General features: G+C 64.0%; 23 protein-coding genes and 1 pseudogene. 12 read left to right on the forward strand and 12 right to left on the reverse strand.

Going from position 1 to position 25,251, the window contains the following annotated elements; translation table 11 throughout:
* Window positions 1-9 precede the first annotated feature (9 nt).
* From L0B83_RS12365 to L0B83_RS12375, 3 genes are all read right to left on the reverse strand, one after another.
* Window positions 10-1,950 carry a TRAP transporter large permease gene (locus tag L0B83_RS12365; protein WP_234758756.1) on the reverse strand — a complete coding sequence of 647 codons (1,941 nt, stop codon included), beginning with the start codon at window positions 1,948-1,950 and terminating at the stop codon, window positions 10-12.
* Between the two features lie 69 nt (window positions 1,951-2,019).
* Window positions 2,020-3,057 (reverse strand): DctP family TRAP transporter solute-binding subunit, encoded by a 1,038-nt coding sequence (locus tag L0B83_RS12370; RefSeq protein WP_234758757.1) that lies wholly within the window; start codon window positions 3,055-3,057, stop codon window positions 2,020-2,022.
* A 59-nt stretch (window positions 3,058-3,116) separates the two neighbouring features.
* Complete coding sequence (locus L0B83_RS12375) at window positions 3,117-4,472, reverse strand: NAD(P)H-dependent oxidoreductase (protein WP_234758758.1); 1,356 nt, start codon at window positions 4,470-4,472, stop codon at window positions 3,117-3,119.
* A 236-nt stretch (window positions 4,473-4,708) separates the two neighbouring features.
* Here L0B83_RS12375 and L0B83_RS12380 point away from each other — a divergent pair, with 236 nt between their 5' ends.
* From L0B83_RS12380 to L0B83_RS12390, 3 genes are read left to right on the forward strand one after another with little or no spacing between them, the layout of a single operon-like run.
* Window positions 4,709-5,743, forward strand: a complete 1,035-nt coding sequence (locus tag L0B83_RS12380) for a LacI family DNA-binding transcriptional regulator (RefSeq protein ID WP_234758759.1) — start codon at window positions 4,709-4,711, stop codon at window positions 5,741-5,743.
* A gap of 9 nt (window positions 5,744-5,752) precedes the next feature.
* Complete coding sequence (locus L0B83_RS12385; RefSeq protein ID WP_234758760.1) at window positions 5,753-6,064, forward strand: putative quinol monooxygenase; 312 nt, start codon at window positions 5,753-5,755, stop codon at window positions 6,062-6,064.
* 26 nt (window positions 6,065-6,090) lie between these two features.
* Entirely contained in the window at window positions 6,091-6,561 is a 471-nt protein-coding gene (locus tag L0B83_RS12390) for an NUDIX hydrolase (protein ID WP_234758761.1), read from the forward strand.
* Here L0B83_RS12390 and L0B83_RS12395 read toward each other — a convergent pair.
* Entirely contained in the window at window positions 6,558-7,049 is a 492-nt protein-coding gene (locus tag L0B83_RS12395; RefSeq protein ID WP_234758762.1) for a YybH family protein, read from the reverse strand. The two genes, L0B83_RS12390 and L0B83_RS12395, sit on opposite strands and share 4 nt — an antisense overlap.
* 153 nt (window positions 7,050-7,202) lie before the next feature.
* On the opposite strand from L0B83_RS12395, the gene L0B83_RS12400 reads away from it, so the two are divergent.
* The gene (locus tag L0B83_RS12400; RefSeq protein ID WP_234758763.1) at window positions 7,203-7,562 is read left to right on the forward strand and encodes a VOC family protein; all 360 of its coding nucleotides are present in this window, start codon (window positions 7,203-7,205) and stop codon (window positions 7,560-7,562) included.
* Between the two features lie 54 nt (window positions 7,563-7,616).
* Window positions 7,617-10,007 (forward strand): ATP-binding cassette domain-containing protein, encoded by a 2,391-nt coding sequence (locus L0B83_RS12405; RefSeq protein WP_234758764.1) that lies wholly within the window; start codon window positions 7,617-7,619, stop codon window positions 10,005-10,007.
* Between the two features lie 47 nt (window positions 10,008-10,054).
* On the opposite strand, the gene L0B83_RS12410 is transcribed toward L0B83_RS12405, so the two are convergent.
* The 4 genes from L0B83_RS12410 to L0B83_RS12425 form a co-directional block, all read right to left on the reverse strand.
* Entirely contained in the window at window positions 10,055-10,714 is a 660-nt protein-coding gene (locus tag L0B83_RS12410) for a GntR family transcriptional regulator (RefSeq protein ID WP_234758794.1), read from the reverse strand.
* A gap of 125 nt (window positions 10,715-10,839) precedes the next feature.
* Window positions 10,840-11,835 carry a transketolase family protein gene (locus L0B83_RS12415; protein WP_234758765.1) on the reverse strand — a complete coding sequence of 332 codons (996 nt, stop codon included), beginning with the start codon at window positions 11,833-11,835 and terminating at the stop codon, window positions 10,840-10,842.
* Window positions 11,832-12,725, reverse strand: a complete 894-nt coding sequence (locus L0B83_RS12420; protein ID WP_234758766.1) for a transketolase — start codon at window positions 12,723-12,725, stop codon at window positions 11,832-11,834. Before L0B83_RS12420 ends, L0B83_RS12415 begins: the two co-directional genes overlap by 4 nt.
* Window positions 12,725-14,062 (reverse strand): MFS transporter, encoded by a 1,338-nt coding sequence (locus L0B83_RS12425; RefSeq protein WP_234758767.1) that lies wholly within the window; start codon window positions 14,060-14,062, stop codon window positions 12,725-12,727. Before L0B83_RS12425 ends, L0B83_RS12420 begins: the two co-directional genes overlap by 1 nt.
* Before the next feature lie 194 nt (window positions 14,063-14,256).
* On the opposite strand from L0B83_RS12425, the gene L0B83_RS12430 reads away from it, so the two are divergent.
* The 6 genes and pseudogenes from L0B83_RS12430 to L0B83_RS12455 all read left to right on the forward strand — a co-directional run bounded on the left by L0B83_RS12430 (window position 14,257) and on the right by L0B83_RS12455 (window position 19,337).
* Entirely contained in the window at window positions 14,257-15,081 is an 825-nt protein-coding gene (locus L0B83_RS12430) for a sugar phosphate isomerase/epimerase family protein (protein ID WP_234758795.1), read from the forward strand.
* Between the two features lie 31 nt (window positions 15,082-15,112).
* The gene (locus tag L0B83_RS12435) at window positions 15,113-15,889 is read left to right on the forward strand and encodes an SDR family NAD(P)-dependent oxidoreductase (RefSeq protein WP_234758768.1); all 777 of its coding nucleotides are present in this window, start codon (window positions 15,113-15,115) and stop codon (window positions 15,887-15,889) included.
* 34 nt (window positions 15,890-15,923) lie between these two features.
* Window positions 15,924-17,657 (forward strand): dihydroxyacetone kinase family protein, encoded by a 1,734-nt coding sequence (locus tag L0B83_RS12440; RefSeq protein WP_234758769.1) that lies wholly within the window; start codon window positions 15,924-15,926, stop codon window positions 17,655-17,657.
* The gene (locus tag L0B83_RS12445) at window positions 17,654-18,133 is read left to right on the forward strand and encodes an RpiB/LacA/LacB family sugar-phosphate isomerase (protein WP_234758770.1); all 480 of its coding nucleotides are present in this window, start codon (window positions 17,654-17,656) and stop codon (window positions 18,131-18,133) included. The genes L0B83_RS12440 and L0B83_RS12445 overlap by 4 nt, the downstream gene beginning before the upstream one ends.
* Before the next feature lie 52 nt (window positions 18,134-18,185).
* A pseudogene (locus L0B83_RS12450) lies at window positions 18,186-18,839 on the forward strand (type 1 glutamine amidotransferase domain-containing protein); the annotation flags it as partial.
* A 285-nt stretch (window positions 18,840-19,124) separates the two neighbouring features.
* Window positions 19,125-19,337, forward strand: coding sequence for a hypothetical protein (locus tag L0B83_RS12455; protein WP_234758771.1), 213 nt, complete (start codon window positions 19,125-19,127; stop codon window positions 19,335-19,337).
* Between the two features lie 27 nt (window positions 19,338-19,364).
* Here the strand turns inward: L0B83_RS12455 and L0B83_RS12460 are convergent, their stop codons facing one another.
* The 4 genes from L0B83_RS12460 to L0B83_RS12475 all read right to left on the reverse strand — a co-directional run bounded on the left by L0B83_RS12460 (window position 19,365) and on the right by L0B83_RS12475 (window position 24,116).
* On the reverse strand, window positions 19,365-19,814 hold the full coding sequence (locus L0B83_RS12460) for an endonuclease domain-containing protein (protein ID WP_234758772.1): 450 nt from the start codon (window positions 19,812-19,814) through the stop codon (window positions 19,365-19,367).
* Between the two features lie 21 nt (window positions 19,815-19,835).
* Window positions 19,836-20,312 carry a type IV toxin-antitoxin system AbiEi family antitoxin domain-containing protein gene (locus tag L0B83_RS12465; protein WP_234758773.1) on the reverse strand — a complete coding sequence of 159 codons (477 nt, stop codon included), beginning with the start codon at window positions 20,310-20,312 and terminating at the stop codon, window positions 19,836-19,838.
* Window positions 20,313-20,397: 85 nt separating this feature from the next.
* Window positions 20,398-22,386 (reverse strand): ABC transporter ATP-binding protein, encoded by a 1,989-nt coding sequence (locus tag L0B83_RS12470; protein ID WP_308193989.1) that lies wholly within the window; start codon window positions 22,384-22,386, stop codon window positions 20,398-20,400.
* Window positions 22,383-24,116: an ABC transporter ATP-binding protein gene (locus tag L0B83_RS12475; protein ID WP_234758774.1), complete on the reverse strand. Its 1,734-nt coding sequence runs from the start codon at window positions 24,114-24,116 to the stop codon at window positions 22,383-22,385. The genes L0B83_RS12470 and L0B83_RS12475 overlap by 4 nt, the downstream gene beginning before the upstream one ends.
* Window positions 24,117-24,281: 165 nt before the next feature.
* On the opposite strand from L0B83_RS12475, the gene L0B83_RS12480 reads away from it, so the two are divergent.
* Window positions 24,282-25,118 (forward strand): alpha/beta fold hydrolase, encoded by an 837-nt coding sequence (locus L0B83_RS12480; protein ID WP_234758775.1) that lies wholly within the window; start codon window positions 24,282-24,284, stop codon window positions 25,116-25,118.
* Window positions 25,119-25,251 lie beyond the last annotated feature (133 nt).

Here is a 25,251-nt window from a genome sequence, read left to right on the forward strand (position 1 = left end):
CGTCATGGCCTAGAACGGGATCAGCCCGGCGAGGGCCGGCAGGAAAGTACTGAACCACGGCACCGCCGCGAGCACCAAAATCCCCACGAAGAGGGCGAGAAGGTACGGCCAGAAGTGCTTGAGGCTGTTCTCCACGGTTTCCCGGGCCGTGGCGCACGCGACGTAGAAGCCGACACCCGCCGGCGGCGCGAACGACCCTATGCCCATGGAAATGATGAGCACCATGGCATATTGCACCGGGTTAACGCCGAAGTCTGTGGCGATAGGCAGCAGCAACGGGGCGAAGATCAGCACCGCCGGCAAGCCCTCGAGGAGTTGGCCCATGATGACGAGCAGGATGACCGTGAAGAGCATGAAGAGGATCGGGGAATCCCCGAGGCTGGACATGAGGTCGTGGATTTGCTGCGAGACGCCGGCGAGGGCAAGTGTCTGGGCAAGCGGAGAGGCGGCAGCGATGATGAAGAGCACCATGCCCGCCGTCGTCGTGGTTTCCCGGAGGGTGTCACCGAGCAGCCGCTTGCTGCCGCGGCGATAGGCGGCCGCCAGGACGAATGCGTACGCGACGGCGACGGACGAGACTTCTGTCGGCGTCGCGAACCCGCTCAGGATACCGGCCACCATGCCGACCGGCAGGAGAAGGGTGGGCAGCGCGAAAAACGTAGCCGAACCGCGTACCCGCCAGCTTGCCTTGGGACTGGCCACCCCGCCATGCTTGCGTGCACGCAGGAAGACGAGCGCCATGACTACGAGCGCCAGGAAAGCTGCCGGCACGAAGCCGGCGAGGAAAAGGGTGGTGGTCGAAATCGTGGTGATGGAGCCAAGGACGAGAAGGACGATGCTTGGCGGGATGGTTTCACCCATGATCGCGGACGCCGACAGCACTGCAACAACCTCCGCGCGTGGATATTTGCGCTCTTCAAGCATGCCGCGCATGGTGGTGCCGACGGCCGCGACGTCGGCGACCTTCGAGCCCGAGATGCCGGAGAAAATGTACATCGTCACGACAACCACGTGCAGCAGTCCCCCGCGCAAGTGCCCGATAAGGGCGTCGACGAGCTTGGCCAGAGGGAGGGTGAGTCCGGCGGAGTTCATCACTGTGCCGGCCAGGATGAAGAACGGGATCGCCAAGAGCACGAATCCCTTCGCGCCCGAGGCCATGCCGATCGGGATCGCGCTGACCTCGGAAATCCCTCCGAGGTAGAGGTAGGTCCCTGAGGCAAGGGCAAGCACGAACGCGATGGGAAGTCCAAGGAACAGCAGGAAGAACAGAACCGCGAGCACCGTGCCAAGGAGGATGTTGGGCGAGGCATAGTAAAAGAGCGGCGGCGCCAGGAGTATGACGACGGCCAGGACTGCAGCGATGCCGGCGGCTACCAGGACGGCGCGCTTTTGCTGCCGCCAAAGCTTGACGAGCGCGAACCAGGCAATCAGGACCATGCCGAGCGAGAACGGCATGGAGACCCAGAACACCGGGAGCTGGAGGATGGGCGTCTTCTCCCCGGTTTGCTGGACCAGCGTGGGAACGAAAAGTGTGAAAGCACCGGCGCTCATCACGAAGACCAGCCAGTCCACCAGCGCAGCCAAATAGGGCTTCCACGCAGCGGGAAGCCGCATGACCAAGGCCTGCACCGACATGTGGGCACCCTTGGGATAGGCGATTGCCCCACCCATGAAGGCGATAGTCAGGAGGGCTATCTCGGAGACTTCCTGGGTCCAAAGGACCGAATCGCCCGTGGCCACACGGACGGTGATGTTCAACAGGATGACGGCGAGTTCGGCAAGGATCGCTGCACCCACAATCCACTCCAAAGCCCGGTCCAGCCACATCGCGCCGCTCCAGCCGGGGGTCACGTGGCCCGCGTGCAGGATCTCCTCGGCATCAGGCGGGAGGGCCTCTTCCAGGTCCCGTGAAATGAGGGTGTGTTCCATGGTGGTCCAGACTTTCGACATTGAGAGCGGATAAGTGTGTGGAGAGGCCGTGGCGGGAGCCCGGGAGGGCTCCCGCCACAGATTGAGGGATTACTTCGCAGGTTTGAAAGCGACCGCTTGGTCGAAGAAGTCTTGTCCAATGAGCTTCGAGAATTCCGGGTAGAGGCTCTTCGAGACGGCTTTGAACTCTTCGATGCTGGAAGCGCTCAGCTCGTTCGCTTTCATGCCCTTGGCGGTCAGCTCGTCCAACTGCTTCTTCGCCTGGTCTGTGTCGTACGTGGTTTTGAACGAGGCGGTTTCCGTCGAGGCGTCAGTCAGCGCCTTTTGCTGGTCAGCGCTGAGGGTTGCCCATTTCTTCGATGACAAGGCGAGTACCCACGCGTCGTTGATGTGGTTGGTCATCGACACGTACTTCTGCACCTCGGAGAATTTGTTGGTCCAGGGCACCTCGATGGGATTCTCCTGGCCGTCGATCGTGCCCGTTTGCAGGCCCGTGAAGACTTCGGAGAAGGCCATGGTGGTGGGGCTGGCGCCGAGCTTGCCGAAGAAGTCCGTCCACAATGTGTTGCCGGGTACGCGGATCTTCAATCCTTTGAGGTCTGCAGGTTGCGTAATCGGACGGACGGAGTTGGTGATTTCACGGCCTGTCCGGGTGAGGAAGCTCAGCGCGACAGTGTCCTTTTTGGCGAGCTTGTCTTTCAGGTCCTGGCCGGGTTTCCCTGCCAGGAATGCCGCCTCTTCGCTGGTGTCCTTGAAGAGGTAGGGAATGCTGATCGCGTTCATTTCGGGCACCACCGAAGCGTAGACCGAGGTTGAAAGGATCAATGCGTCCAACGAACCACCCTGAAGGCGGGTGACCGCGGCGTTTTGGTCGCCGCTGAAGCTGGTTCCGTTGGGAACGACGGTCACCACCACCGATCCGTTGGAGGTCTTCTTCACCTGGTCCGCGAAGTGCTGTGCAGACACGCCTACTGAAGAGGTGATCGGATCAGGAATGGACAACTGGATTTTGGCGACCGGTGCTGCCTGGCCGCCGCCGGAAGCGCCGGCGGGGGCACATCCGGCAAGGGCGATTGCAGCCATGCTGCAGGCTAGTACTCCGGTGATGGCGCGGGTCTTGGTGTTCATGCGATGCCTTTCTTCATTGGAAGGATGCGATCCGGATGGGGGAAGCAAGGAGGTCGGTTTCAGGCTCCCGCGGGTACGGGCTGGGCGATGAACGCTTCGGTTTCGCGGCGCAACTCAAGGGCTTGGGCCAGCGAGTCGTCAATGACGACGTCGTCCCAGCGGACAACCGCCCCCTTCGGGACGTCGTTGCGCAGCTCAACGTGGTGGGCCAAGGCTACCGGCAGTGCCCCGGTGGCGACGGAATGCTTCGCCGAAACCAGCTTGCCCCACACCGTGAATCCGCCCTCGCCGTCGAGGAACTCTCCGGCTTTGAGCTCCTTCTTTGCGGTGGCGACCACGTCGCCGAAGAATCCGACGGGTGCTCCGGTCGGAATTCCGCGCAGTGCGGCGTTGGCGATTGACACGTTCAGTTCGAGACCTACGTAGTGGTACGGGCGGTACAGCGCTGCGTACTGGCCGGTGGGGTCCGGGTGCCAGGGATATTCGTTGAAGCAACCGGAGACGTAGGCGTTTGTAGCCTTGACGACGACGAAGACGCCTTCCTGGGTGTTGTGGCTGATCCAGGTGCCGTCACGGTTCACGCTGGACATGACATCCACGCTGCCTTCATGGGCGAGTGAGCCCCCGACCTCGTTTGGCCGGCAAATCGTGGCAATCTCTTCGACATTGCCAGGCGTGAAGCTGAGCCCGGAGTCGGACGGGGCAAGGCCTGCACCATTGGCGACGGCAGCCATCTCAATGGCGGCCTTCGTGCCGTCGCGGAACGAGGTGTGCATGTACGGGTTGAGCTGGCCGGAGTCGGTGAGTTCCTTCGAGAACTCCCAGTTCTCCCAGACGTTGTCCGGATTCATCTCATGGTAGTGCTCAAGGTACTTGGCCCCCTTGCCCGCGCAGACAACGTCGAATCCGCTGGTACGTGCCCAGTCAACCAACTCCATGATGAGTGCAGGTTGGTCGCCGTAGGCCATTGAATAGACGACGCCGGCCGCTTCTGCGCGCTTGGCCAGGGCAGGGCCAGCCAACGCGTCCGCCTCAACGGTCACCATGATGATGTGCTTCTTGGTTTCGATGGCGCGCAGGGCGTGCTTGATTCCCACGATCGGGTTGCCTGTGGCTTCGACGATCACGTCGATGTCGACGTCGAACAGTTCGTCTGCGTTAGCCACGATCGCCGTGGTGCGGTCCTTGAGTGCCGTGGCAATATCCGGAGCGATCTGCTCGGCAGGCCATTCAACAAGGGCGAAAGCACCTTCTGCGCGCTTCACGTTGATGTCGGCGATGGCCACCACGTGGATCCCGGGAATGTTGTTGGACTGGGCGAGGTACATCGTGCCGTAACGCCCGGCGCCGATGAGGCCGACCCTGATGGGGCGGCCTTCCTGCTCGCGGTCGACAAGGAGTTTGTGAAGGTTCACTGGAGTCTCTCTTCATTGGAGTGCGATGCGAAGGAAACCCGGCCGCCTAGGCGGAGGGACAACTTCCTTGTCGCGTTTTGCGTGAAAACTACCCGGAGTGGAACCGGTTCCACTTTTGTACCACTCGGTGCTAAGCTGTGTCAACGACTCCAAGTCGAACGCCTTCACGAAGACGAACGCGGCGGCAAAGAGCTGAAATGCAAGATAAACCCAGTGGATTTCCCCAAGGAGGAGCGGTGAAGAAGGCCCCGACCATTCGCGATGTGGCGGCGAGCGCGGGCGTTTCCGTTTCCGTGGTGTCCCGGGTATTAAACCCGGACTCAGGACCCGTGGCGCCGGCCAAGCGACAGGACGTCCTCAGGGTGATCGATGAACTTGGTTACCGTCCACGGGCCGCAGCCCGCGAATTGAGCGCAGGACACGCCCTCACCATTGGCCTGGTGGTTACCGATCTGTCCAACCCGTTCTTCGCCCGGCTCGCGGACCGCATTGTGTGGGAGGCCCGCAGCCACGGGATCCAAGTGGTGTTGATGACAACCCAAGAGGATCCGCACCTGGAAGCCGATTCCCTCGACACCCTCCTCGACCGTTCCGTCAGCGGGGTCATAGCAACTCCCACCGGAGGAAACATCGAGAAGTGGGCACGCCTGCAGGACCTGGGAGTGAATGTGGTCTTCGTGGACCGCACCATCGACGAACTCGCCAACGTGGACGTCGTCAGCATCGAAAACTTCGACTCCGCCAAGCGCTCCACGCAACATCTCATCGGCCTGGGCCACACACGGATAGCGCTCGTGACCGGTCCGCTCAGCACGTCGACAGGACGGGCAAGGATCAACGGCTACAGGGCCGCCCACGAAGAGGCGTCTCTCGCCGTCGATCCGCTCCTCATCCGGGACGTACCTTTCCGCGGCGACTCGGGCGGGGACGCCGTCGGGTCCCTCCTTTCCATGCCCCAGCCGCCGACGGGCCTCATCGTGGCCAACACCGCCCAGGTCCAAAGCTCGGTCCGGCGCCTCGTCCAAGTGGGAATCCGGATCCCGGACGAACTGTCCGTGATCGTCTTCGACGACAACCCCTGGACCGAACTCATGTCACCGCCACTCAGCGTGATCCGGCAGCCCCTGGACATGCTCGCAGTACATTCCCTCGAACTGGTGCTGGGCAGGATGCAGGGCAAGCTGTCAGCGGACCCCCGGCTCATCGAGGTCAAAGCAGATTTCCTGGCACGCAACAGCTGCGCGCCTCTCGCCCAAACCGCAATTCACTAAGGAGAACCCATGCCCGTCGTCGTCACCGCCACGTTCACCCCCAAGGAAGGATCGTTCGACCAAGTCGTCGCTGCCCTATCCCCGGCCATCGCCGAGGTCCACCAAGAGCCCGGCTGCCTCCTGTACGCCATCCACGACTCACCCAACGGCCAGATCCTCATGATCGAGAAGTGGGAGTCCGCCGAGCTGCTCGACGCCCACGGCGAAGGCGAGCCGGTCAAAAGGCTCAATGCGGCCCTCGACGGACTCCTTGAACGCCCGGTCGAGGTGATGCGCCACGAGCCTATCCCCGCAGGAACGCCGGACCAAGGCACCCTCTAGCTGTTGGTGCGTGCCACGGAGGCAAAATGGCCATTCGAAGCGCAGGAATCCTGCTGTATCGACGCAATTCCACCGCGGAACTGGAAGTTTGGATAGCCCACATGGGCGGCCCGTTCTGGGCGCGCAAGGATGAGCACGCCTGGTCCATCCCCAAAGGCGAATACCTAGACATCGAGGACCCCTTGGTGGCTGCCAAGCGCGAGTTCGCCGAGGAGATGGGCGTTGCTGCTCCCGCCGTCGAATATCAGGAGCTCGGCGTCTTTCGGCAACCGTCCGGAAAACTCATCACGGCCTTCGCCGCGGAGACGGACTTCGCGCCCGAGGAGATCGTCAGCAACACCTTCGAGCTGGAATGGCCGCGCGGATCAGGCCTCATCCGGAGCTATCCCGAAATCGACAACGCGATGTGGGCCCCGGAATCTGTAGCCCGCTCCAAGCTGGTCAAGGGCCAGGTGCCCATCCTCGACGCCCTGGTCCGGCGCCTTGGGGGCGGTTAGGGCTGGACGAGCGACTCGATCGGCCGCACGGAAAGTATGGGATCCGCGTGACGGTGGGCGACCTTCCACTCACCGTCTTCCCGGCGGAAAACCGTCGTCACCCGAAGCGGTATCGGGGACAGCTCATCGGATCCGCCAACTTTGGCCCGCGCCCATTCAATTTCGACGATGTACGCAAGGTCCGTCCCGGTACTGCCGGAGATTCGCTCGAACCTGATCGGCTCGCCCTCCCTCAGCCCGGACGATGCCCGGTCCATGGTTGCCTCGACTGCGCTCGTGCCCCGCGCGGGCGGCCCGAGCGGGTTGGCGAGCGTGACGTCGTCGCGCTTTGAGAACAGCTTCTTCTGCTGCTCCGGGTCTCCCTTGATGAACTCATCGAGCGCGTGATGGTATTTCTCCACCATCAGGTCGAGATCGGAATCCGACATTGGTTCCTCCAGTCCAGCCCTTGCCCCGGAGCGGCGCGCCAAGGCCTCGTATGCGGCCATGGTGGCACCGCCTACCCGGGATGTCCATACGACGAATCCCCGTGCCAAGACCGGTCAGGAATGGAGAAGCGCCGCTCCGGGGCCGCGCCTAGAATTGCGGTCATGGGCAACCGTCCACGCCGGCTCGGCCCCTAAATGACTTCAGGAGTGATCATGGGCGACTCTTCCATCGAGGGAATCAAAACAGTGCTGCATCCCGTGTCCGACCTCGCAGCCGCGAAGGCGGTGTACACGGCCTTGCTCGGGACTCCGCCGCAGGCCGACGGCCCGTATTACGTCGGCTTCGACGTCGCCGGCCAGCATATCGGGCTCGTCCCGGGAGGCGGACCGCAAGCCATGACGTCACCCGTCGCCTACTGGCACGTTTCGGACATCGAGGCAAAGCTGGCAGAAGTGACTGCCGCCGGAGCTACCCTGAAGGAAGCAGCGCGCGACGTCGGAGGCGGCCGTTTGGTGGCTACCGTCACCGACCCTGACGGCAACGTCCTCGGGCTGCTTCAGGATCCTCACTAGCCAACCGGACGCCGAGGAAGATCGCGAAGACGACGGCCTAAAGATGGAGACACGATGAGCACGGCCACCGGCACGGACACGCATTCGCCTGACCTGCATATTGCCGACACCCACGATCTGATCCGTGTGCAGGGTGCGAGGGAGAACAACCTCAAGGACATCAGCGTCGAGCTGCCGAAGCGCCGGCTGACGGTGTTCACCGGCGTCTCCGGCTCGGGCAAGAGCTCCCTCGTGTTCGCCACGATCGCCGCGGAGTCGCAGCGCATGATCAACGAGACGTACAGCACATTCGTGCAGGGGTTCATGCCCACCATGGCGCGCCCGGACGTGGACCTGCTCGAAGGACTCACGACGGCGATCATCGTCGACCAAGAGCGGATGGGCGCAAACCCCCGCTCCACCGTGGGGACCGCCACTGATGCGAACGCCATGCTGCGCATGCTCTTCAGCCGGCTTGGCCAGCCGCACATCGGATCGCCCCAGGCGTTCTCCTTCAACGTCGCTTCCGTCTCGGGCGCCGGAGCGGTCACGCTCGAGCGCGGCGGCACGACGACGAAGGAGCGGCGGAGCTTCACCATCACCGGCGGCATGTGCCCGCGCTGCGAAGGGCGTGGCTCGGTCACCGACTTCGACCTGACCGCACTGTACGACGGCAGCAAGTCGCTTTCCGAGGGCGCACTCACCATCCCCGGCTACAGCATGGACGGCTGGTTCGGCCGCATCTTCAGCGGCTCCGGTTTCTTCGAAATGGACAAGCCGATCAGCAAGTACACCAAGAAGGAACTCCACGACCTGCTCCACAAGGAGCCCACCAAGATCAAAGTCGAGGGAATCAACCTGACCTATGAGGGCCTGATTCCCAAGATCCAAAAGTCCATGCTCTCCAAGGACCCGGAGGGAATGCAGCCACACATCCGCGCATTCGTGGAGCGGGCCATCACTTTCACGACCTGTCCGGATTGTGATGGAACCCGGCTCACCGAGGCCGCGCGTTCGTCCAAGATCAAGGGAATCAGCATCGCGGACGCCTGCTCGATGCAGATCAGCGACCTTGCCGAATGGGTGCGCGGCCTCGACGAACCCTCCGTAGCACCGCTCCTCAAGGGGCTGCGGCACCTCCTCGACTCGTTCGCGGAGATCGGGCTCGGCTACCTCTCGCTGGACCGGCCGGCAGGCACCCTCTCCGGCGGCGAGGCACAGCGCACAAAGATGATCAGGCACCTGGGCTCGTCGCTCACCGACATCACCTACGTCTTCGACGAACCGACCATCGGCCTGCACCCGCACGACATCCAGCGCATGAACAAACTGCTGCTGCAGCTGCGGGACAAGGGCAACACCGTCCTCGTTGTGGAGCACAAACCGGAGGCGATCGCGATCGCCGACCACGTCGTCGACCTCGGTCCCGGCGCGGGATCCGGCGGCGGCGAAGTGGTCTTTGAAGGCAGCCTCGAAGGGTTGCGTTCCAGCGGCACCCTCACGGGGCGCCATCTTGAGGACCGCTCGACCCTCAAGGAAACGGTACGGACATCCGCCGGCGCACTGGAGATCCGCGGCGCGAGCGAGAACAACCTGCGCGACGTCGACATCGACATTCCGCTTGGGGTCCTGGTTGTCGTCACGGGCGTCGCCGGTTCAGGCAAGAGTTCCTTGATCCACGGCTCGTTGTCCAAGCGAAACGGCGTCGTATCAATCGACCAAGGGGCCATCAAGGGCTCCCGGCGGAGCAACCCCGCGACCTACACCGGGCTGCTCGAGCCCATCCGCAAGGCGTTCGCGAAGGCCAATGGCGTGAAGCCGGCGCTGTTCAGCGCGAATTCCGAGGGCGCGTGCCCCACGTGCAACGGCGCAGGCGTCATTTATACGGATCTGGGGTTCATGGACACCGTTTCCACTCCGTGCGAGGAGTGCGAGGGCAAGAGGTTCCAGGCATCGGTACTGGAGTACCGCCTCGGCGGGCGCAACATCGCCGAGGTGCTGGCGATGTCCGTAAAGGAAGCTGAAGAGTTCTTCTCGGCGGGCGAATCCAGGATCCCGGCAGCGCACACGATCCTGCAGCGGCTGGCCGACGTCGGACTCGGCTACCTAAGCCTCGGCCAGCCTCTCACCACCCTGTCCGGCGGCGAGCGGCAACGGATCAAACTGGCCACCCACATGGGAGAAAAGGGCGGCGTACTGGTGCTCGACGAGCCCACCTCGGGCCTGCACCTCGCCGACGTCGAACAGCTGCTCGGCTTGCTGGACCGGCTCGTTGACTCCGGCAAGTCGGTCATCGTCATCGAGCACCATCAGGCGGTCATGGCGCATGCCGACTGGATTATCGACCTCGGCCCCGGGGCCGGTCACGACGGTGGACGGATCGTTTTCCAGGGCACTCCCGCCGATCTCGTTAATGGGCGTTCGACTCTCACCGGCGAGCACCTGGCGGCCTACGTCGGCCGATGAGCCGGCGGTAGGGAGTTACCGCGAAAGTTGAGCGCCGCCGTCGAGCGCTAAGCGACAAGCTCCGCGGCGGCGCTGTCCATGTGCTCGAGGATCGTCTTGCGTGCCAGGGATGCGTCTCCGGTCTCGATGGCGGCCACGATGTCGTGATGCCGCTCGACGCTCATGTTCTTGACGCCCTTCTCCAGTCCGGCGAACATGATGGACATCCGGATGGATCCCTCCAACGATTCCCAGGAGTGGAGCAAGGTCTCATTGCCCGTAAGCCGGCACATGGTGCGGTGGAATTCCAGATCGGACTCGATCCGTTCCTCGAGGCTTCCCTTGGCTGCGTCCGCCATGGCGTCAATGGCGGAGCGCAGTGAGTTGATCACCTGGTTGCGGTCCGGCAGTTCGCAGAGCGTGCGCGCGGCGAGGGATTCCAAGGCTGCCCGCACGGAGTAGATATCGCGGATTTCCTTGGCGTCCAAGTGGCGGACGGAAAGCCGGCCGCGGGGTCCAGCCGAAAGCAGGCCCTCCTGCTCGAGTTGCCGCAGGGCCTCCCTCAGCGTCCCGCGGCTGATCTGGAGCATGTCCGACAGCTCGGTCTCGACGAGGTGCCGTCCAGGCTCCAGCTCTCCGCTCGTGATGGCCGTGCGCAGGGCGGAGAGCGCCTGCTCGCGGAGGCTCTTCTTTTCCAGTCCCAGAAGGGGCGCTGTTGCTCCGGCCATCATGTCCGTCCTCAATGTCAGTGGTCGACTGTTTACAGTCGCTGTGTTAACTGTTGATCTTAGGCCAGGAGCGCGGAACAGGCCCCACGCCTGCTCCGCGCTCCTGCGTCTTTCGAAGAACCGGCTCACCCCAGTTCCGCGAGCACCTTTGCCACGATCCGCGGCACGGACAATCCGTAGCGCTCATGCAGGGTAGGCAGGGCACCGGCGTCGAGGAACTCGTCCGGAAGTGCCACAGGAACCACCCGCTTGCCCAGCCCGGCCGTGACCACCGCCGATGCCACGGTTTCGAACAAGCCGCCCACCACGCTGTGGTTCTCGAGGGTGACGGCCAGGCGGTCGGTGTTGACTTCCGCCAGGACGGTGGCGGCGTCGAACGGTTTGATGGTCGGCGCATGCACGACGGCGACATCCACCTTGTGGGCCGCGAGCGCTTCCGCTGCCTGCAGCGCGCGCATGGTCATCAGCCCGCTGGAGACAAACACGACGTCGTTGCCACCGCGCAGCACCTTCGCCTTGCCGAGTTCGAAGGTGTAGTCGTACTCGTCCAGCACGGTGGGCACGTTGCCGCGCAGCAAGCGCAGATAGGTGGGCCCGTCGCTGGCCGCCAATTGCGGCACCGCCTGCTCGATGTCCACGGAGTCGCACGGATCCACGATGGTCAGGTTGGGCATGCCGCGGAAGATCGCCATGTCCTCGGCTGCCTGGTGGCTGGGTCCGTATCCTGTGGTCAACCCGGGCAGGCCGCCCACAATGTTCACATTCAGGTTCGGCTCGGCGATATCGAGGCACAGGAAATCGTAGGCGCGGCGTGCGGCGAACACCGAGTATGTGGAGGCGAACGGCACCAGGCCGGTTTCCGCGAATCCGGCGGCTGCGCCGAAGAGCAACTGCTCAGCCATGCCCATTTGGAAGAACCGTTCCGGGAAGGCCTTGGCGAAGATGTGCATGTCGGTGTATTTGCCGAGGTCGGCGGTGAGTCCGACGATCCGATGGTCGGCCTCGGCGGCCTTGACCAGCGCATGGCCGATAGGCGCCGGCGCGGTTTTCTGGCCGGGATCCGCGAAGGACGCGATCATTGCGGAAGTTTTCAGCTTCGGCGCCTTCGTTGTGGTGCTCATCGCTCGGCCTTCCCGTCGAATCCTGCGCTCAATTGTTCGCGGCACAACTGCCATTCGTGTTCTTCGATGCGCATGAAGTGCGCCTTTTCCCGTTCTTCGAGCAGCGGCACTCCGCGGCCCACTTTCGTGTCGCACAAGATGACGGAAGGACGCCCGACGGCGGCGGCCTGGGCGGCTGCGTTGTCGAAAGCGGCGAGCAGCGCGCCGACGTCGTTCCCGTCCACCCGCTGCGCGTACCAGCCGAAAGCTTCCCACTTTTCGGTCACGGGCTCGGTGCGAAGGACGGTGTCAGTTTTTCCGTCCGCCTGCAGGGCGTTGATGTCCACCATGGCTGTCAGCTTGCCCAACTGGTGGTGGTGCGCGCCCATGGCGGCTTCCCAGGTTGACCCTTCGTCGAGTTCGCCGTCGGAAAGGAAGTTGTACACCCTCGCCGGCGAGCCCTGGTGGCGGAGGCCCAAGGCCATTCCCACTGCGACTGCGAGTCCGTGGCCGAGAGAACCTCCGGAAATTTCCATGCCGGGCGTGTAGGTCGACATCCCGGACATCGGCAGGCGGGAATCGTCCGAGCCGTATGTCTCAAGTTCCTCGACGGGAACAATCCCGGCCTCGGCCAGCGCGGCGTAGTGGCCGATCGCGTAGTGGCCTGTCGAAAGCAGGAAGCGGTCACGTCCGGCCCACTCGGGGTCGTCGGCGCGGAAGCGGAGCTGGTCTGCATAGACAGCGGCGAACATGTCCGCTGCTCCGAGTGCCTGGCCGACATAGCCTTGGCCCTGGACCTCTCCCATGTTGAGGGCGTGGTGCCGGATGCGGTGGGCTGCGGCAGTCACCCGTTCGTTGCGTTCCACGGTGTTTTCTCCGGTTCGTGTTGGTGTGTCCTGTGCCAGGGCCATTAGGCGTTCACCGACTGGGGCGTGCTTTTGGTGGCCTCATCAGCCAACTGGCGTTCGCGCTTGCCCCAGGTTTCCCGGGTGACGAGGGCTGCCCAGAGCCCGATGAGGGCGTAAGCGCCGAAGAGCAACGCCGGACCCATCCAGCCGAAACCGACAAAGAGCAGGGTGGTGATGAAGGGAGTGAAGCCCGAGATCATGGCCGAGATCTGGTAGGCCAGGCTTGCGCCGGACGCACGGGTCTTGGCCTGGAAAAGCTCAGGGAACCAAGCCCCTTGGGCACCGGCGAGCGAGTTCTGGCAGACCGCGTAGGAGATGACGATGGTTGCAATCACGAAGAGGAACAGGCCCGTGTTCACCAGGAGGAACATCGGGACGGCGAAAAGGATGGCGAAGGCGCACGACCAGACGTAGACCGGACGGCGGCCAATGCGGTCCGTGAGCGCTCCCCATGCCTGGGTGGCGAAAATGCCGATGGCCGAGGCGATGCACAGGGCGACCAGGGTCTGCGTCTTGTCCGCCAGGTGCTGGCTGTTGAGGTAGGAAATCATGTAGGTGACGGACACTGCGTAGCCGGCGGTCTCGGCAATGCGGAGGCCGATTCCCTTCACGATGTTGCGCCAGTCGGTCTTGATGACCTCCACAATTGGAGCCTTGACGATGGCGCCGCTGTCTTTGACCTCGTCGAAGACCGGGGACTCCGGGACCTTGGAACGAATGACCAGGCCGACGATCACCAGCAGGAGGCTTGCGAGGAACGGGATCCGCCATGCGAGTTCGCTGCCGAGCTGGACGCTGAAAAGGAACACCAAGTTGGCCAGCAAGAGCCCAACGGGGAAGCCCGCTTGGACGATGCCGGTGAACTTGCCCTTGGATTTCCACGGAGCATGCTCATAGCTCATGAGGATAGCGCCGCCCCACTCCGCGCCGAACGCGAGGCCCTGGACGATGCGGACGAAGACGAGCAGAGCCGGAGCGAGAAGTCCCACCATTGTGTAGGTAGGGAGCAAACCGATGGCGAATGTGGCCAGGCCCATCAGGATGAGGGAGGCGACCAGCACGGGCTTGCGTCCCACCTTGTCGCCGAGGTGGCCACCGATGATGCCGCCCAGCGGACGGGCCGCGAAGCCCACGCCCAAGGTGGCGAAGGAAGCGAGCGTGCCCGTTACGGGGTCGGTGCCCGGAAAGAACGCGTTCCCGAAGTACAGGGCCGCGGCCGTGCCGAAGCCGATGAAGTCGTAGGTTTCGATGACTGCGCCGACGCCGGAACCGATGGCGACCCGCTTGGCGTCCTTGGTGCCGTGGACCGGCCCGCGCATGGTCAGAGCTTCATTGCTCATGGGTGAATCCCTTTCGAAGAGCGACCGAGGCCTGATGCCCCGGCACTGTCGACTGTTAACAGATGATACGCCAGTGTGACCCGCATCATCCACGTGTGTCAACAGTTAACTTCAAGGGTTGACTGTTAACAGTTAACCTCCGTATCGTGGTTCCCATCACTAAAGCCTTCGGGCATGACTGGAGGTCAACGAAGATGTTCAACTCCCGACTCGGTTGCTCGTCGATCAGCTTCCGCCACCAGGACCTTCCCACTGCCTTGCGCACCATCGACGGTCTGGGCTTCGAGGAAATCGACCTCGGTGCGCTGCCGGGCGTATGCGACCATGTCCCCTACGAACTCGATTTCGACGGCGTCTCCGCGGTGACCGCGCAGCTCGCCGCGTCCGGGTTGCGCGTCCGTTCGGTGAACGGGGACATCGGAGATCTCAACGCAGTGCTCGACGACGGCCAGCGGGCCGCCCGCGCACGGCACCTCGACGCGTTGCTCACCCTGACCGCCAAAACAGGCGCGAAAGCCCTGGTCCTTCCCTGTGGGGCGTTGAGCCACGATCCCGTGCACAGTGTCGAGGACGATCTGGACACCATCGCAGCCCAGCTCACGGGTGCCGGACAGCGCGCGGCGGAGTTCGGCGTCGAACTCTGGACCGAATCACTGCACTTCCTGCGGTTCTGCTGGAACCTGGACCGCGCGGAACAGCTGGCCGCGCGGCTGGCGGGCACCGGCGTCGGGATTGTCATGGACTTCAGCCACATTGTCGCCGCGGGCGAAGACCCGCTGGAGTACATCGGTCGGCACGAGGGCCGGATCGCCCATGTCCACCTCCGCGACGCGGTGCCGGGCAACATCAACCTCAGTATCGGAAACGGCCGGGCCGACTTCGCCGCCGGGCTCGGCTCGCTTGCCGCAGCCGGCTACGAGGGCCATTTCTCGCTTGAGCTCGAAACCCGCGACGTCACGCACGACGAACGCCCCGCGGCCGCTGCCAAGGCCGCCAGTTTCATCAGCGACCTCATCTGAACTTCTCAACAAACAATCAAGGAGCACCACCATGACCACCACCATCCAGCGCACCGCCGTCCTCACCGGGGCAACCTCGGACCGGGGCATCGGCATCACCACCGCACGCCGCTACGCCAACGAAGGCTGGGCGGTAGCCATCCTGGATCTTGACGGCGAAAAGTCCGCCAAGGTCGCAGCCGAAATCGCCAACGAATTCAACGTCCCGGCCTTCGGCTACGAGATCGACGTGGCCAACGAAGCTTCCGTCAACGCCGCCTACCAGGCAGTTGCAGCCGAGATCAGCGCAGGCAACCTCCCCGCCGTCGGCGCCCTCGCAAACATCGCGGGCATCACCTCGCCGGTGCCGTTCCTCGAAACCACGCTGGACCTGTGGCACAAGGTCATGGATGTGAACGCCACCGGCACCTACTTGGTGACCAAGGCCTTCCTGCCGGACATGATCGCCAACGGCTGGGGGCGCATCGTCAACATGTCCTCCGTCTCGGCCCAGCGCGGCGGCGGCGTCTTCGGCAAGGTCCCCTACTCCGCCGCGAAGGCCGCCATCCTCGGCTTCACCAAGGCCCTGGCCCGTGAAATTGGCGCCACCGGCGTCACCGTGAACGCCATTACCCCGGGCGCAGTGGACACGAACATCCGTGTCGGCAGCACCGACGAGCAGGAAGCCGCCATCAACGCCGGGATTCCCCTGGGCCGCAACGCGAGCACCGAGGAAGTCGCCGCCGTCATCACGTTCCTATCCTCCGAGGAATCCGCATATCTCACAGGAACCACCATCGACATCAACGGTGGAAGCCACATCCACTAGCACTCCGCCGCCTCCGTAGCCGAAAGAGCCCACGATGACCAAAATCTTCAACGATCCCGCCGATTTCGCAGACGAAGCCCTCGCCGGCTTCTGCGACCTCCACGCCGACCTGGTGCGCCAGGTTCCCGGCGGCGCTGTGCGGCGCCGCCGCCCCGGGCAGCCCAAGGTTGCCGTCCTGGCCGGCGGCGGATCCGGGCACTACCCTGCATTCGCCGGACTCATCGGCGCGGGTTTGGCCGACGGCGCCGTCGTGGGCAACATCTTCACCTCCCCTTCGGCGCAGCAGGCCTACTCCGTGGCCAAGGCCGCTGATTCCGGCGCCGGCGTGGTGTTCGCCTACGGTAATTACGCCGGCGATGTCCTGAATTTCGGACTGGCCAGCGAGCGCCTGGCCGCGGAAGGCATCGCCGTCGAAAACGTGCTGGTGACGGACGACATCGCGAGCGCGCCGCCGTCGGAATCCGCCAACCGGCGCGGCATCGCGGGCGACTTCGCGGTCTTCAAAATCATGGGCGCCGCCGCGGAAACGGGAGCCACGCTGGCCGACGTCGTGCGCTTGGGCCGGAAAGCCAATGACCTGACGCGCACCATCGGCAGCGCCTTCCATGGCTGCACTTTCCCCGGGGCCGAAGCGCCCCTTTTCACGCTCAAGGACAAGCAGATGGGGCTTGGCCTCGGCATTCACGGCGAGCCCGGACTGTTCGACACCGATCTGCCGCCTGCCAAGGAACTCGGCCAGGAGCTCGTCGCCCGACTGCTGGCGGAGACCCCGCACGGAGCGGGCAACCGCCTTGCCGTCATCCTCAACGGACTGGGCTCTACGAAGCACGAAGAGCTCTTTGTCCTGTGGCTGACTGTCGCTCCACTGCTGCGCGCGGCCGGCTACACGTTGGTGATGCCGGAGGTCGGCGAACTGGTCACGAGCCTGGACATGTCCGGCGTTTCCCTCACCATCACGTGGCTGGACGAGGAACTTGAGCCTCTCTGGACCGCGCCTGCTGAAACACCGGCTTACCGGCGGGGGCAGTCGGCCGTGCCGAGCGGTGGCCAGCTTTCGGCGGACGGTTCCGACGGCGGCGCTGTGGCCATGGAGTTCGCAGCCAGCTCCGACTCGCGCAACTACGCCGCGAGCTGTGCGGACGCGCTCAAGGCGGCCCGGACGGCACTGCACGACGCCGAATCCCGCCTTGGCGACATGGACGCGGTAGCCGGCGACGGCGACCACGGCCGCGGGATGGTCCGCGGAATTGACGCCGCAACCATCGCCGCCGAGCGGGCACTGGCCCATGGCGCCGGAGCCGGCGACATGTTGGGTGCCGCCGGAGATGCGTGGGCGGACAGAGCGGGCGGGACGTCGGGGGTACTGTGGGGCGCAGGCCTCCGCGCCTTCGGCGAATCCCTCGGCAATGACCAGGCTCCGGAAGCTGCTGAACTCGCCGCGGCAGTGGCCGCGTTCGCTGCTCGGATCACCACTCTGGGCAAGGCCGAGGCAGGCGACAAGACCATGGTGGACGCGTTGCTTCCCTTCGCCGAAACCTTCAGCGAGCGCGTATCCGAGGGTGTCCTTCCGGAGCGTGCCTGGGCAAAAGCTGCCGCCGTGGCCACCTCGGCCGCGGAAGCCACGGCCTCGCTCCGTCCGCTCAAGGGAAGGGCGCGTCCGCTTGCCGAAAAGAGCCTCGGCACACCAGACCCCGGAGCCACGTCGCTGGCAATGATCTTCACAGTCATGGGACCCCACCTTGTGGGCGTCGGGAAGGTCGCCGCATGACCACCGCACGTTTCCGGCTCGTCCTCGGCGCCGACGAAGCCGGCGTCGACTACAAAAACAGGATCATGGCGGACCTGAAGGACGATCCCCGGGTCAGCGAGATCATCGACATCGGGGTCAATCGGAGCGACTCCGCGGAAGACTTCACCAGGCCCTATCCCTACGTAGGCATCAAAGCTGGCGAACTCATCCGGGACGGCCATGCAGACCGGGCCATCCTGTTCTGCGGCACTGGAATCGGAGTGGCCATCGCCGCGAACAAGGTGGAAGGCATCCGCGCTACAACAGCGCACGATTCCTTCTCGGTGGAGCGGTCCATCCTGTCCAACGATTGCCAAGTTCTCACCATGGGCCAACGCGTGGTCGGGGTGGAACTGGCCAGCCGGCTCGCACGGGAGTGGCTCGGCTATGCCTTCGACCCGGCCTCGGCGTCAGCGGGCAAGGTCAAGGTGCTTACGGATTTCGAAAGCTGCTGACTCCTTCGCTGGGGGGGTGGGCCCGGATTTGGGCCGGGCGTAGGGTGGGCTGGGACACTTCGTCGACTTCGCATCCATCCAAGGCGGCCAACCCCCGAGCGATGAGGTGGGCTCGCAAGATCCCATCCAGGTTGCCTTCACGGAAGATGAGGCCACGCGTGCCGGGCTCTATAACACCGCCCGCGTGGACGTCGTTGATCCGGACCAGTACGACGCAATCTTCCTCGTGGGTGGCCACGGCACCATGTGGGACTTCCCGGACAGCAAAGGACTCCAGAAACTGGTGTCGAGCATCTACGAAGCCGGCGGTGTAGTGGGCGCGGTCTGCCACGGGCCCGCGGGCTTGCTAAATGTGGACCTGGCCGACGGGTTCAAGCTCGTCGGGGGCCGGCAGGTGGCCGCTTTCACGAACGACGAAGAAGTCGCCGCAGGAATGGACAAGATCGTCCCGTTCTTCCTGGCCGACCGGCTCGAGGAACAAGGCGCCACCCATGTCTTCGCCGACGTCTTCGCGGAGAAGGTTGCCGTCTCCGACCGCCTGGTGACCGGGCAGAACCCGGCCTCCGCCGCAGGCGTTGCCAAGGAGATGGAGAAGCTCCTCGCGGAGGTCATCCATCAGGAAAAGGCCGAGGAACAGCAGGAATCGGAGGCCCTGCGCGCCGAGAAGGACGCCAAGAAGGCGGCTGCGGCGGGCACCGAGCGATAAAGCCCGCAAGTTTTCGCTGGCGGCCGCCCCCGACGACGGGGCGGCCGAGATCCGCTCACCTGTGTGATGAGATTCACTAGCAATAAATGGCCTTCTGGCTTGAGGCACCCGAGCCGGGCCGTGCACCATGGGAAGGCAAACATACCCATCCTGGCGGACGCAATGAGGCTAAGCCGGTGAGCTCGTAGCTGCCCTCGGCCTCATGCGTTCATGGAATGGTCATCACGCGGCTTTCGCATTGGCGCGACAACCGTACATCCGGATCATGAATGGAAGCACTGAACAATGACGTTTGAATCTGCCGACTCCGTAACCCTGAAGATTTGGGACCGCTCAGCCGTCCACCACACCTTGGATGCCCTGGTGCACGACTTCTCGGTCCGCCACAACACCTCCAAGGCCAGTATTGCGGTCACCTGCAGCGGCCCCAACACCTTTACTGTCAGTCTCGACGGCAGCCCGGCCAAAGCCACGGCCTTCGACGCACACTCCCTGTAACAGCACTTCTTAAGACGACGGCGGGACTCACCTCCCGCCGTCGTCCGCTGTCTCCGGGCCATCGCGCGTCACGTGAGGCAGATTTTTGGCACGTGCCGGCATCCGGAGTCCTGAAATTGCGGGCTTCTCCACTGACCCGGTCGCCAAAAGGTTGCGTGGCGTGACACGGCTACCGTGCCGGCCGGGCAATTTTCCCCGCCCTAAGACCGCAAGAACCTCCGCAACCATGGTTTCTGCTTCATACATCACGTCCGCGTAGTAGTACCGGAGCACCGTATAGCCCTGAACCACGGACGAGTTGTTACGGCGATGGTCTTTCTTGACCTGCCGCCAATCCGCATGATGCCGGCCGTCGAGTTCAACCAACAACCAACCGTCCAACAAGAGGTCCATATAGCCCACGTGGTCAACATAGAACTGCGGCTGGACGTGGATTCCTGCCCTCCGGAAGTAGGTCCGGGCCAGCGTCTCGAGCATCGATTCAGCCCCACGATCCACTTAACGCAGGACCTCTCTGGCCTTGCCGTTGCGCTTTCCCGGCAACCGATCCTGCAGAAATCCCACTGTCATGTCACCGCGGGCCACAGCACACTCCACCATGACCAAGGATTCCTGCCAGGGCCGGCAGCGCAATGCGTGGATCAGGACATCTGCCAGGGAGGCCACCGGTCTGTGCGGATGCGGAGGGAGCAGCAAACCACCGTGATGCACGTGATGCACGTGCAACGGACCGGACTCGTCAACGACCCACAAGCTGTAAAACGGGGCCGCACTGACGCAGGTCAGCAGTTGGTGGCTCCGGACAATGGCCACGTCGGAGGCGGATGCTGAAGGAAGCGCGTAGACGCCGCGTGCCGGTTGTTCCACACCGCGGCGAACCGCCTTCCTCAGCTGGCCATCGGTGATGCCAAGACCAGCCAGCACCGGCCGTCGCGCCACGCCACCGCAGAGATTAAGTGCCCTTTCCACATCCATGCAGCCATCGTGCCGGGCCGAGTCGGGTCGGCGTCACTCCCGGCGTACCGTATGTGGAAAGATGGCTGCCGGAACCAGGCCTGGATCAGACCTCCGCCACCGGCGCCGCGAACTGGGCCTCGTAGAGCCTTGAGTAGGCTCCACCGGCTGCGAGAAGTTCCGCGTGGGTGCCCTGCTCCACGATCTGCCCCGACTCCATCACCAAGATGAGGTTGGCGTCGCGGATCGTGGACAGGCGGTGCGCGATCACAAAGCTCGTACGGTCCGAACGCAGGGCGCTCATGGCTTTCTGAACCAAAACCTCGGTCCGCGTGTCGACGGAGCTCGTTGCCTCGTCGAGGATCAGGACCGACGGACGCGCCAGGAACGCCCGGGCGATGGTGAGCAACTGCTTCTCACCGGCGGAAATGTTGCTGCCCTCATCGTCGAGCACGGTGTCGTACCCCTCCGGGAGGGAGTGCACGAAGCGATCCACATACGTCGCCTGCGCCGCTTCCAGGATCTCGGCTTCGGTGGCATCGGGCCGGCCGTAGGCGATGTTGTCGCGGATGGTTCCGCCGAACAACCACGTGTCCTGCAGCACCATGCCCATCCGCGAGCGCAGTTCGTACCGGGACATCGAGGCGACGTCGACGCCGTCGAGCGTTATCCGCCCGGCGTCCAGCTCGTAGAAGCGCATCATCAGGTTCACCAGGGTGGTCTTGCCCGCCCCGGTGGGCCCCACGATCGCCACGGACTGCCCGGGCTCGGCCACCAGGCTCAGGTCTTTGATCAGGGGCTTGTCCGCCGAGTAGGAGAAGGAAATGTTCTCGAACACCAGGCGCCCGCGCGTCTTTTCGGGAACGGCGGAGGGTTCGGGGTCGGCGCTTTGTTCCTCGGTATCGAGCAGGGCGAAAACGCGCTCGGCGGAGGCGACGCCGGACTGGAGCAGATTGGCCATCGAACCGAGCTGGGCCAGCGGTTGCGTGAACTGCCGCGAATACTGGATGAAGGCCTGGACATCTCCCAACTGCATGGCGCCGGAGGCCACTTGAAGGCCACCTACCACGGCGATCCCCACGTAAACCAGGTTGCCGATGAAGGTCAGCGCCGGCATGATCAAGCCGCTGATGAACTGCGCGCCGAAGCTGGCCGAGAACAGTTCGGCGTTCTTCTCGTGGAACCGCTGCTCCACTTCCCGCTGCCGTCCGAATACCTTCACGAGTGCGTGGCCGGTGTAGGTCTCTTCGATTTGCCCGTTCAACTCGCCGGTGTTCTTCCACTGCGCTACGAACAGTTTCTGCGAGCGCTTGGCAATCAGCACCGTGGTGACGAGGGTCAAAGGCACTGTAACCAGGGTGATCAACGCAAGCAGCGGCGAAAGCAGGAACATCATGAAGATGACGCCTACCACTGTCAGCAGGGACGTCACTGCCTGGCTGATCGACTGTTGGAGGCTTTGCGAGATGTTGTCGACGTCATTGGTCACGCGGCTGAGGAGCTCGCCGCGCTGGACCGAATCGAAGTAGCGCAAGGGCAGCCGGTTGATTTTCGCTTCGATCTGTTCGCGGAGCCGGTACACGGTCCGCTGCACGACGCCGTTGAGCACGTAGGCCTGGATCCAGCCGAACGCTGAGGCCAGGACGTACAAAACCAGCACCCACAGGAGGATCGAGGACAGCGCCCCGAAGTCGATCCCGACGCCGGGAGTCAGGTCCATGCCCTTCAACATGTCCGCTTTGGTGCCCTGCCCTGAAGCGCGCAAGCCGTCGATAAGTTGTTGCTTGCTGACCCCGGCCGGGAGTTGCTTGGACACCACCCCGGCGAAGATCAGGTTGGTTCCCTCGCCGAGGAGCCGCGGGCCGATCACGGACAAGGTCACGCTTCCGACGGCGAGGACAAGCACCACAACCAGCCACAAACGCTCCGGCCGCAGTGTCCCCAGGAGCCGCTTGGCCGACGGCAGGAAGTTCATGGCCTTCTCAGCCGGAACGTTCATTCCAGCGAAGGGCCCGCCGCGGCCGGGGCCCATCGGCGGGCGCGGCGGACGGTTGGCGGTACCCGCTGCGCCGGGGTTGGGAGCTGCGCTGCTCATGCCGCCTCCTCCGCTGCCAGTTGCGAGGACACAATCTCGCGGTAGGTTTCCGAGGTCTCCAGCAACTCGTCGTGGGTTCCGCGCCCCACCAGCCGCCCGTCGTCGAGCACCAGGATCTGCTCAGCGTCAGCGATGCTGGAGACGCGCTGCGCAATGATGACCATCGTGGCTCCGGAAGTGTAGCGCTTGAGCGCCTGGCGCAGCCTGGCGTCCGTGGCGGTGTCGAGGGAGGAGAAGGAATCGTCGAAGATGTAAAGCTCGGGTTGCTTCACGAGCGCCCGGGCGATGGCGAGGCGCTGCCGCTGCCCGCCGGAAACGTTGGTGCCGCCTTGGGAGATCGGCGCATCCAGCCCGCCCTCCATTTCCTCGACGAAGTCCTGCGCCTGGGCAATGGCGAGCGCCCGCCAGAGTTCCTCCTCGGTGGCGTCGGGCTTGCCGTAGAGCAGGTTGCTGCGCACCGTTCCGGAGAAGAGGTAGGGCTTTTGCGGGACGAGTCCGATGTGTCCCCAGAGCAGGTCGGGGTGCAGGTCCCGGACGTCGACGCCGTCAATCCGCACCGAGCCGCTGCTCGCGTCGAAAAGCCGGGGCAGGAGGTTCACCAAGGTGGTTTTGCCAGCGCCTGTGCTGCCGATGATCGCCGTGGTCTGGCCGGCGCGCGCCTGAAAGCTGATGCCGCTCAGCACGGGCTGCTCGGCACCCGGGTAGGCGAATCCGACGTCGAGCAGCTCTAGTTCGCCGCGGCCGGCGGTCTTCGTCACGGGGTTCGCGGGAGGCCTGACGCTCGACTCGGTGTCCAGGACCTGGCCGATGCGGTCGGCCGAAACTGCCGCGCGCGGGATCATCACCGCCATGAACGTGGCCATCATGACCGACATCAGGATCTGCATGAGGTAGCTCAGGAACGCGATTAAGGTTCCCACCTGCATGGACCCGTCGTCGATCCGGAACGAACCAAACCAGATCACGGCAACGCTTGAGACGTTGAGGACCAACATGACCACGGGGAACATGAGGGCCATGAGCCGCCCCGCGCGCAGTGCCATCTCGGTGACATCCTGGTTGGCCGAGGCGAAGCGTTCGGCCTCCATGTCCTCACGCACGAACGCGCGCACAACCCGGATGCCGGCGAGCTGTTCGCGGAGCACCCGGTTCACGGTGTCGATCCGGACCTGCATCTTGCGGAACAGCGGCACCATCCGGCTGACAATGAGGCCCACCGCAACGAGCAGCACGGGGACGCTCACTGCGATCAGCCAGGACAACTGGGCGTCCTGCCGGACCGCCATAATCACGCCGCCGATGCTGAGCATGGGCGCCGCAACCATGAGGGTGCAGGTCATCAGGACGAGTTGCTGGACCTGCTGGACGTCGTTGGTGGAGCGGGTGATGAGGGACGGCGCGCCGAAGCGGGTGACTTCCTGTTCGGAGAACTCCCCCACCCGGGTAAAGATGGCCCCGCGCAAGTCCCGGCCCAATCCCATGGCGGCTTTCGCGCCGAAGTACACGGCCGTGATGGAACACCCAATCTGCAAGAGCGTGATGAGCAACATGAGGCTGCCGGTGCCGAGGATGTACCCCGTGTCCCCTTTGGCCACGCCTTCGTCGATGATGTCGGCGTTGAGCGTTGGCAGGTACAGCGAAGCGATGGACTGCGCCAGCTGGAAAACGACGACGGCGACCAGCAGCCGCCGATGTGGCCGCAGGTACTGAACAAGAAGTTTCCAGAGCATCCAGTCCCCACCTCATGTAGTGATTCGAAGCCAGTCTACGACTGGTTGCTGGGGGCAACTAGACCTTTCCCTCAGGGCGGAGCCCGGCAAGGGGGTGTGCCGCCGTCGTAACCGGACAGTAGGCTGGAAACGCTCGGCAGGATCCGCTACGAAAGGACCGTGGTCATGGCTTACATCACCGTTGGAAATGAAAACAGCACCAATATCGAGCTCTATTACGAGGACCACGGGACCGGTCAGCCCGTGGTCCTCATTCATGGTTATCCCCTCGATGGTTCGTCCTGGGAGAAGCAGACCGCCGCACTTCTCGACGCCGGCTACCGCGTCATCACCTACGACCGCCGCGGTTTCGGAAAATCCAGCAAGCCCACTACCGGCTACGACTACGACACCTTCGCCGCGGACCTGGACACCCTGCTCAACAGCATCGACGTGAACGACGCCGTCTTGGTGGGCTTTTCGATGGGAACCGGTGAAGTGGCCCGCTACATCAGCACCTACGGCTCGGCCCGGGTGGCGAAAGCCGTGTTCCTCGGATCCTTGGAGCCGTTCCTCCTGCAGACCGCTGACAATCCCGCAGGCGTTCCACAGTCCGTTTTCGACGGACTTACCGAAGCCGTCACTGCCGATCGCTACGCTTTCTTCACCGAGTTCTTCAACAACTTCTACAACGCTCCGACTTTCCTCGGAACGCACCGCCTGAGCCACGAAGCGGTTGCCGCCAGCTGGAACATGGCGGCCCAGTCGGGCGCCCACGCCTCCGTGGCTGCCCAGCCGACGTGGCTCACCGATTTCCGTGCCGACATCCCCAAGATCGACGTGCCCGCTTTGATCGTCCACGGCACCGCGGACAACATCCTCCCCATCGATGCCACCGGCCGAAGGTTCACTGAAGCGCTGCCCAGTGCCGAATACATGGAAATCGACGGCGCCCCGCACGGCATGTTGTGGACGCACGGTTCCGAGATCAATGAGGCACTGTTGGGCTTCCTCCGCAAATAGAAGGCCATTGCCGCACCCCCAAAGGACCGGCGCACCCGGAAAACCGGGTGCGCTGGTCCTTTCAGGGTGCGCGGATGGTTAAAGGGTGCGCTTCTATTCGAGTTCGGCGATGACCTTGAAGATTCTTAATAAG

Origin of the sequence: Arthrobacter alkaliphilus (assembly GCF_021483235.1) — a bacterium.
Lineage (GTDB): Bacteria > Actinomycetota > Actinomycetes > Actinomycetales > Micrococcaceae > Arthrobacter > Arthrobacter alkaliphilus.

Excerpts from the sequence above, each read along its gene's own strand:
- L0B83_RS12445 (WP_234758770.1), top strand. The coding sequence starts at position 17,654 with ATGACCACCGCACGTTTCCGGCTCGTCCTCGGCGCCGACGAAGCCGGC.
- L0B83_RS12400 (WP_234758763.1), top strand. The coding sequence starts at position 7,203 with ATGGGCGACTCTTCCATCGAGGGAATCAAAACAGTGCTGCATCCCGTG.
- L0B83_RS12395 (WP_234758762.1), bottom strand. The coding sequence starts at position 7,049 with ATGGCCGCATACGAGGCCTTGGCGCGCCGCTCCGGGGCAAGGGCTGGA.
- L0B83_RS12470 (WP_308193989.1), bottom strand. The coding sequence starts at position 22,386 with ATGAGCAGCGCAGCTCCCAACCCCGGCGCAGCGGGTACCGCCAACCGT.
- L0B83_RS12435 (WP_234758768.1), top strand. The coding sequence starts at position 15,113 with ATGACCACCACCATCCAGCGCACCGCCGTCCTCACCGGGGCAACCTCG.
- L0B83_RS12385 (WP_234758760.1), top strand. The coding sequence starts at position 5,753 with ATGCCCGTCGTCGTCACCGCCACGTTCACCCCCAAGGAAGGATCGTTC.
- L0B83_RS12440 (WP_234758769.1), top strand. The coding sequence starts at position 15,924 with ATGACCAAAATCTTCAACGATCCCGCCGATTTCGCAGACGAAGCCCTC.
- L0B83_RS12465 (WP_234758773.1), bottom strand. The coding sequence starts at position 20,312 with ATGGATGTGGAAAGGGCACTTAATCTCTGCGGTGGCGTGGCGCGACGG.
- L0B83_RS12425 (WP_234758767.1), bottom strand. The coding sequence starts at position 14,062 with ATGAGCAATGAAGCTCTGACCATGCGCGGGCCGGTCCACGGCACCAAG.
- L0B83_RS12410 (WP_234758794.1), bottom strand. The coding sequence starts at position 10,714 with ATGGCCGGAGCAACAGCGCCCCTTCTGGGACTGGAAAAGAAGAGCCTC.
- L0B83_RS12370 (WP_234758757.1), bottom strand. The coding sequence starts at position 3,057 with ATGAACACCAAGACCCGCGCCATCACCGGAGTACTAGCCTGCAGCATG.
- L0B83_RS12475 (WP_234758774.1), bottom strand. The coding sequence starts at position 24,116 with ATGCTCTGGAAACTTCTTGTTCAGTACCTGCGGCCACATCGGCGGCTG.
- L0B83_RS12365 (WP_234758756.1), bottom strand. The coding sequence starts at position 1,950 with ATGTCGAAAGTCTGGACCACCATGGAACACACCCTCATTTCACGGGAC.
- L0B83_RS12460 (WP_234758772.1), bottom strand. The coding sequence starts at position 19,814 with ATGCTCGAGACGCTGGCCCGGACCTACTTCCGGAGGGCAGGAATCCAC.
- L0B83_RS12405 (WP_234758764.1), top strand. The coding sequence starts at position 7,617 with ATGAGCACGGCCACCGGCACGGACACGCATTCGCCTGACCTGCATATT.
- L0B83_RS12420 (WP_234758766.1), bottom strand. The coding sequence starts at position 12,725 with ATGGCCCTGGCACAGGACACACCAACACGAACCGGAGAAAACACCGTG.
- L0B83_RS12390 (WP_234758761.1), top strand. The coding sequence starts at position 6,091 with ATGGCCATTCGAAGCGCAGGAATCCTGCTGTATCGACGCAATTCCACC.
- L0B83_RS12415 (WP_234758765.1), bottom strand. The coding sequence starts at position 11,835 with ATGAGCACCACAACGAAGGCGCCGAAGCTGAAAACTTCCGCAATGATC.
- L0B83_RS12480 (WP_234758775.1), top strand. The coding sequence starts at position 24,282 with ATGGCTTACATCACCGTTGGAAATGAAAACAGCACCAATATCGAGCTC.
- L0B83_RS12455 (WP_234758771.1), top strand. The coding sequence starts at position 19,125 with ATGACGTTTGAATCTGCCGACTCCGTAACCCTGAAGATTTGGGACCGC.
- L0B83_RS12430 (WP_234758795.1), top strand. The coding sequence starts at position 14,257 with ATGTTCAACTCCCGACTCGGTTGCTCGTCGATCAGCTTCCGCCACCAG.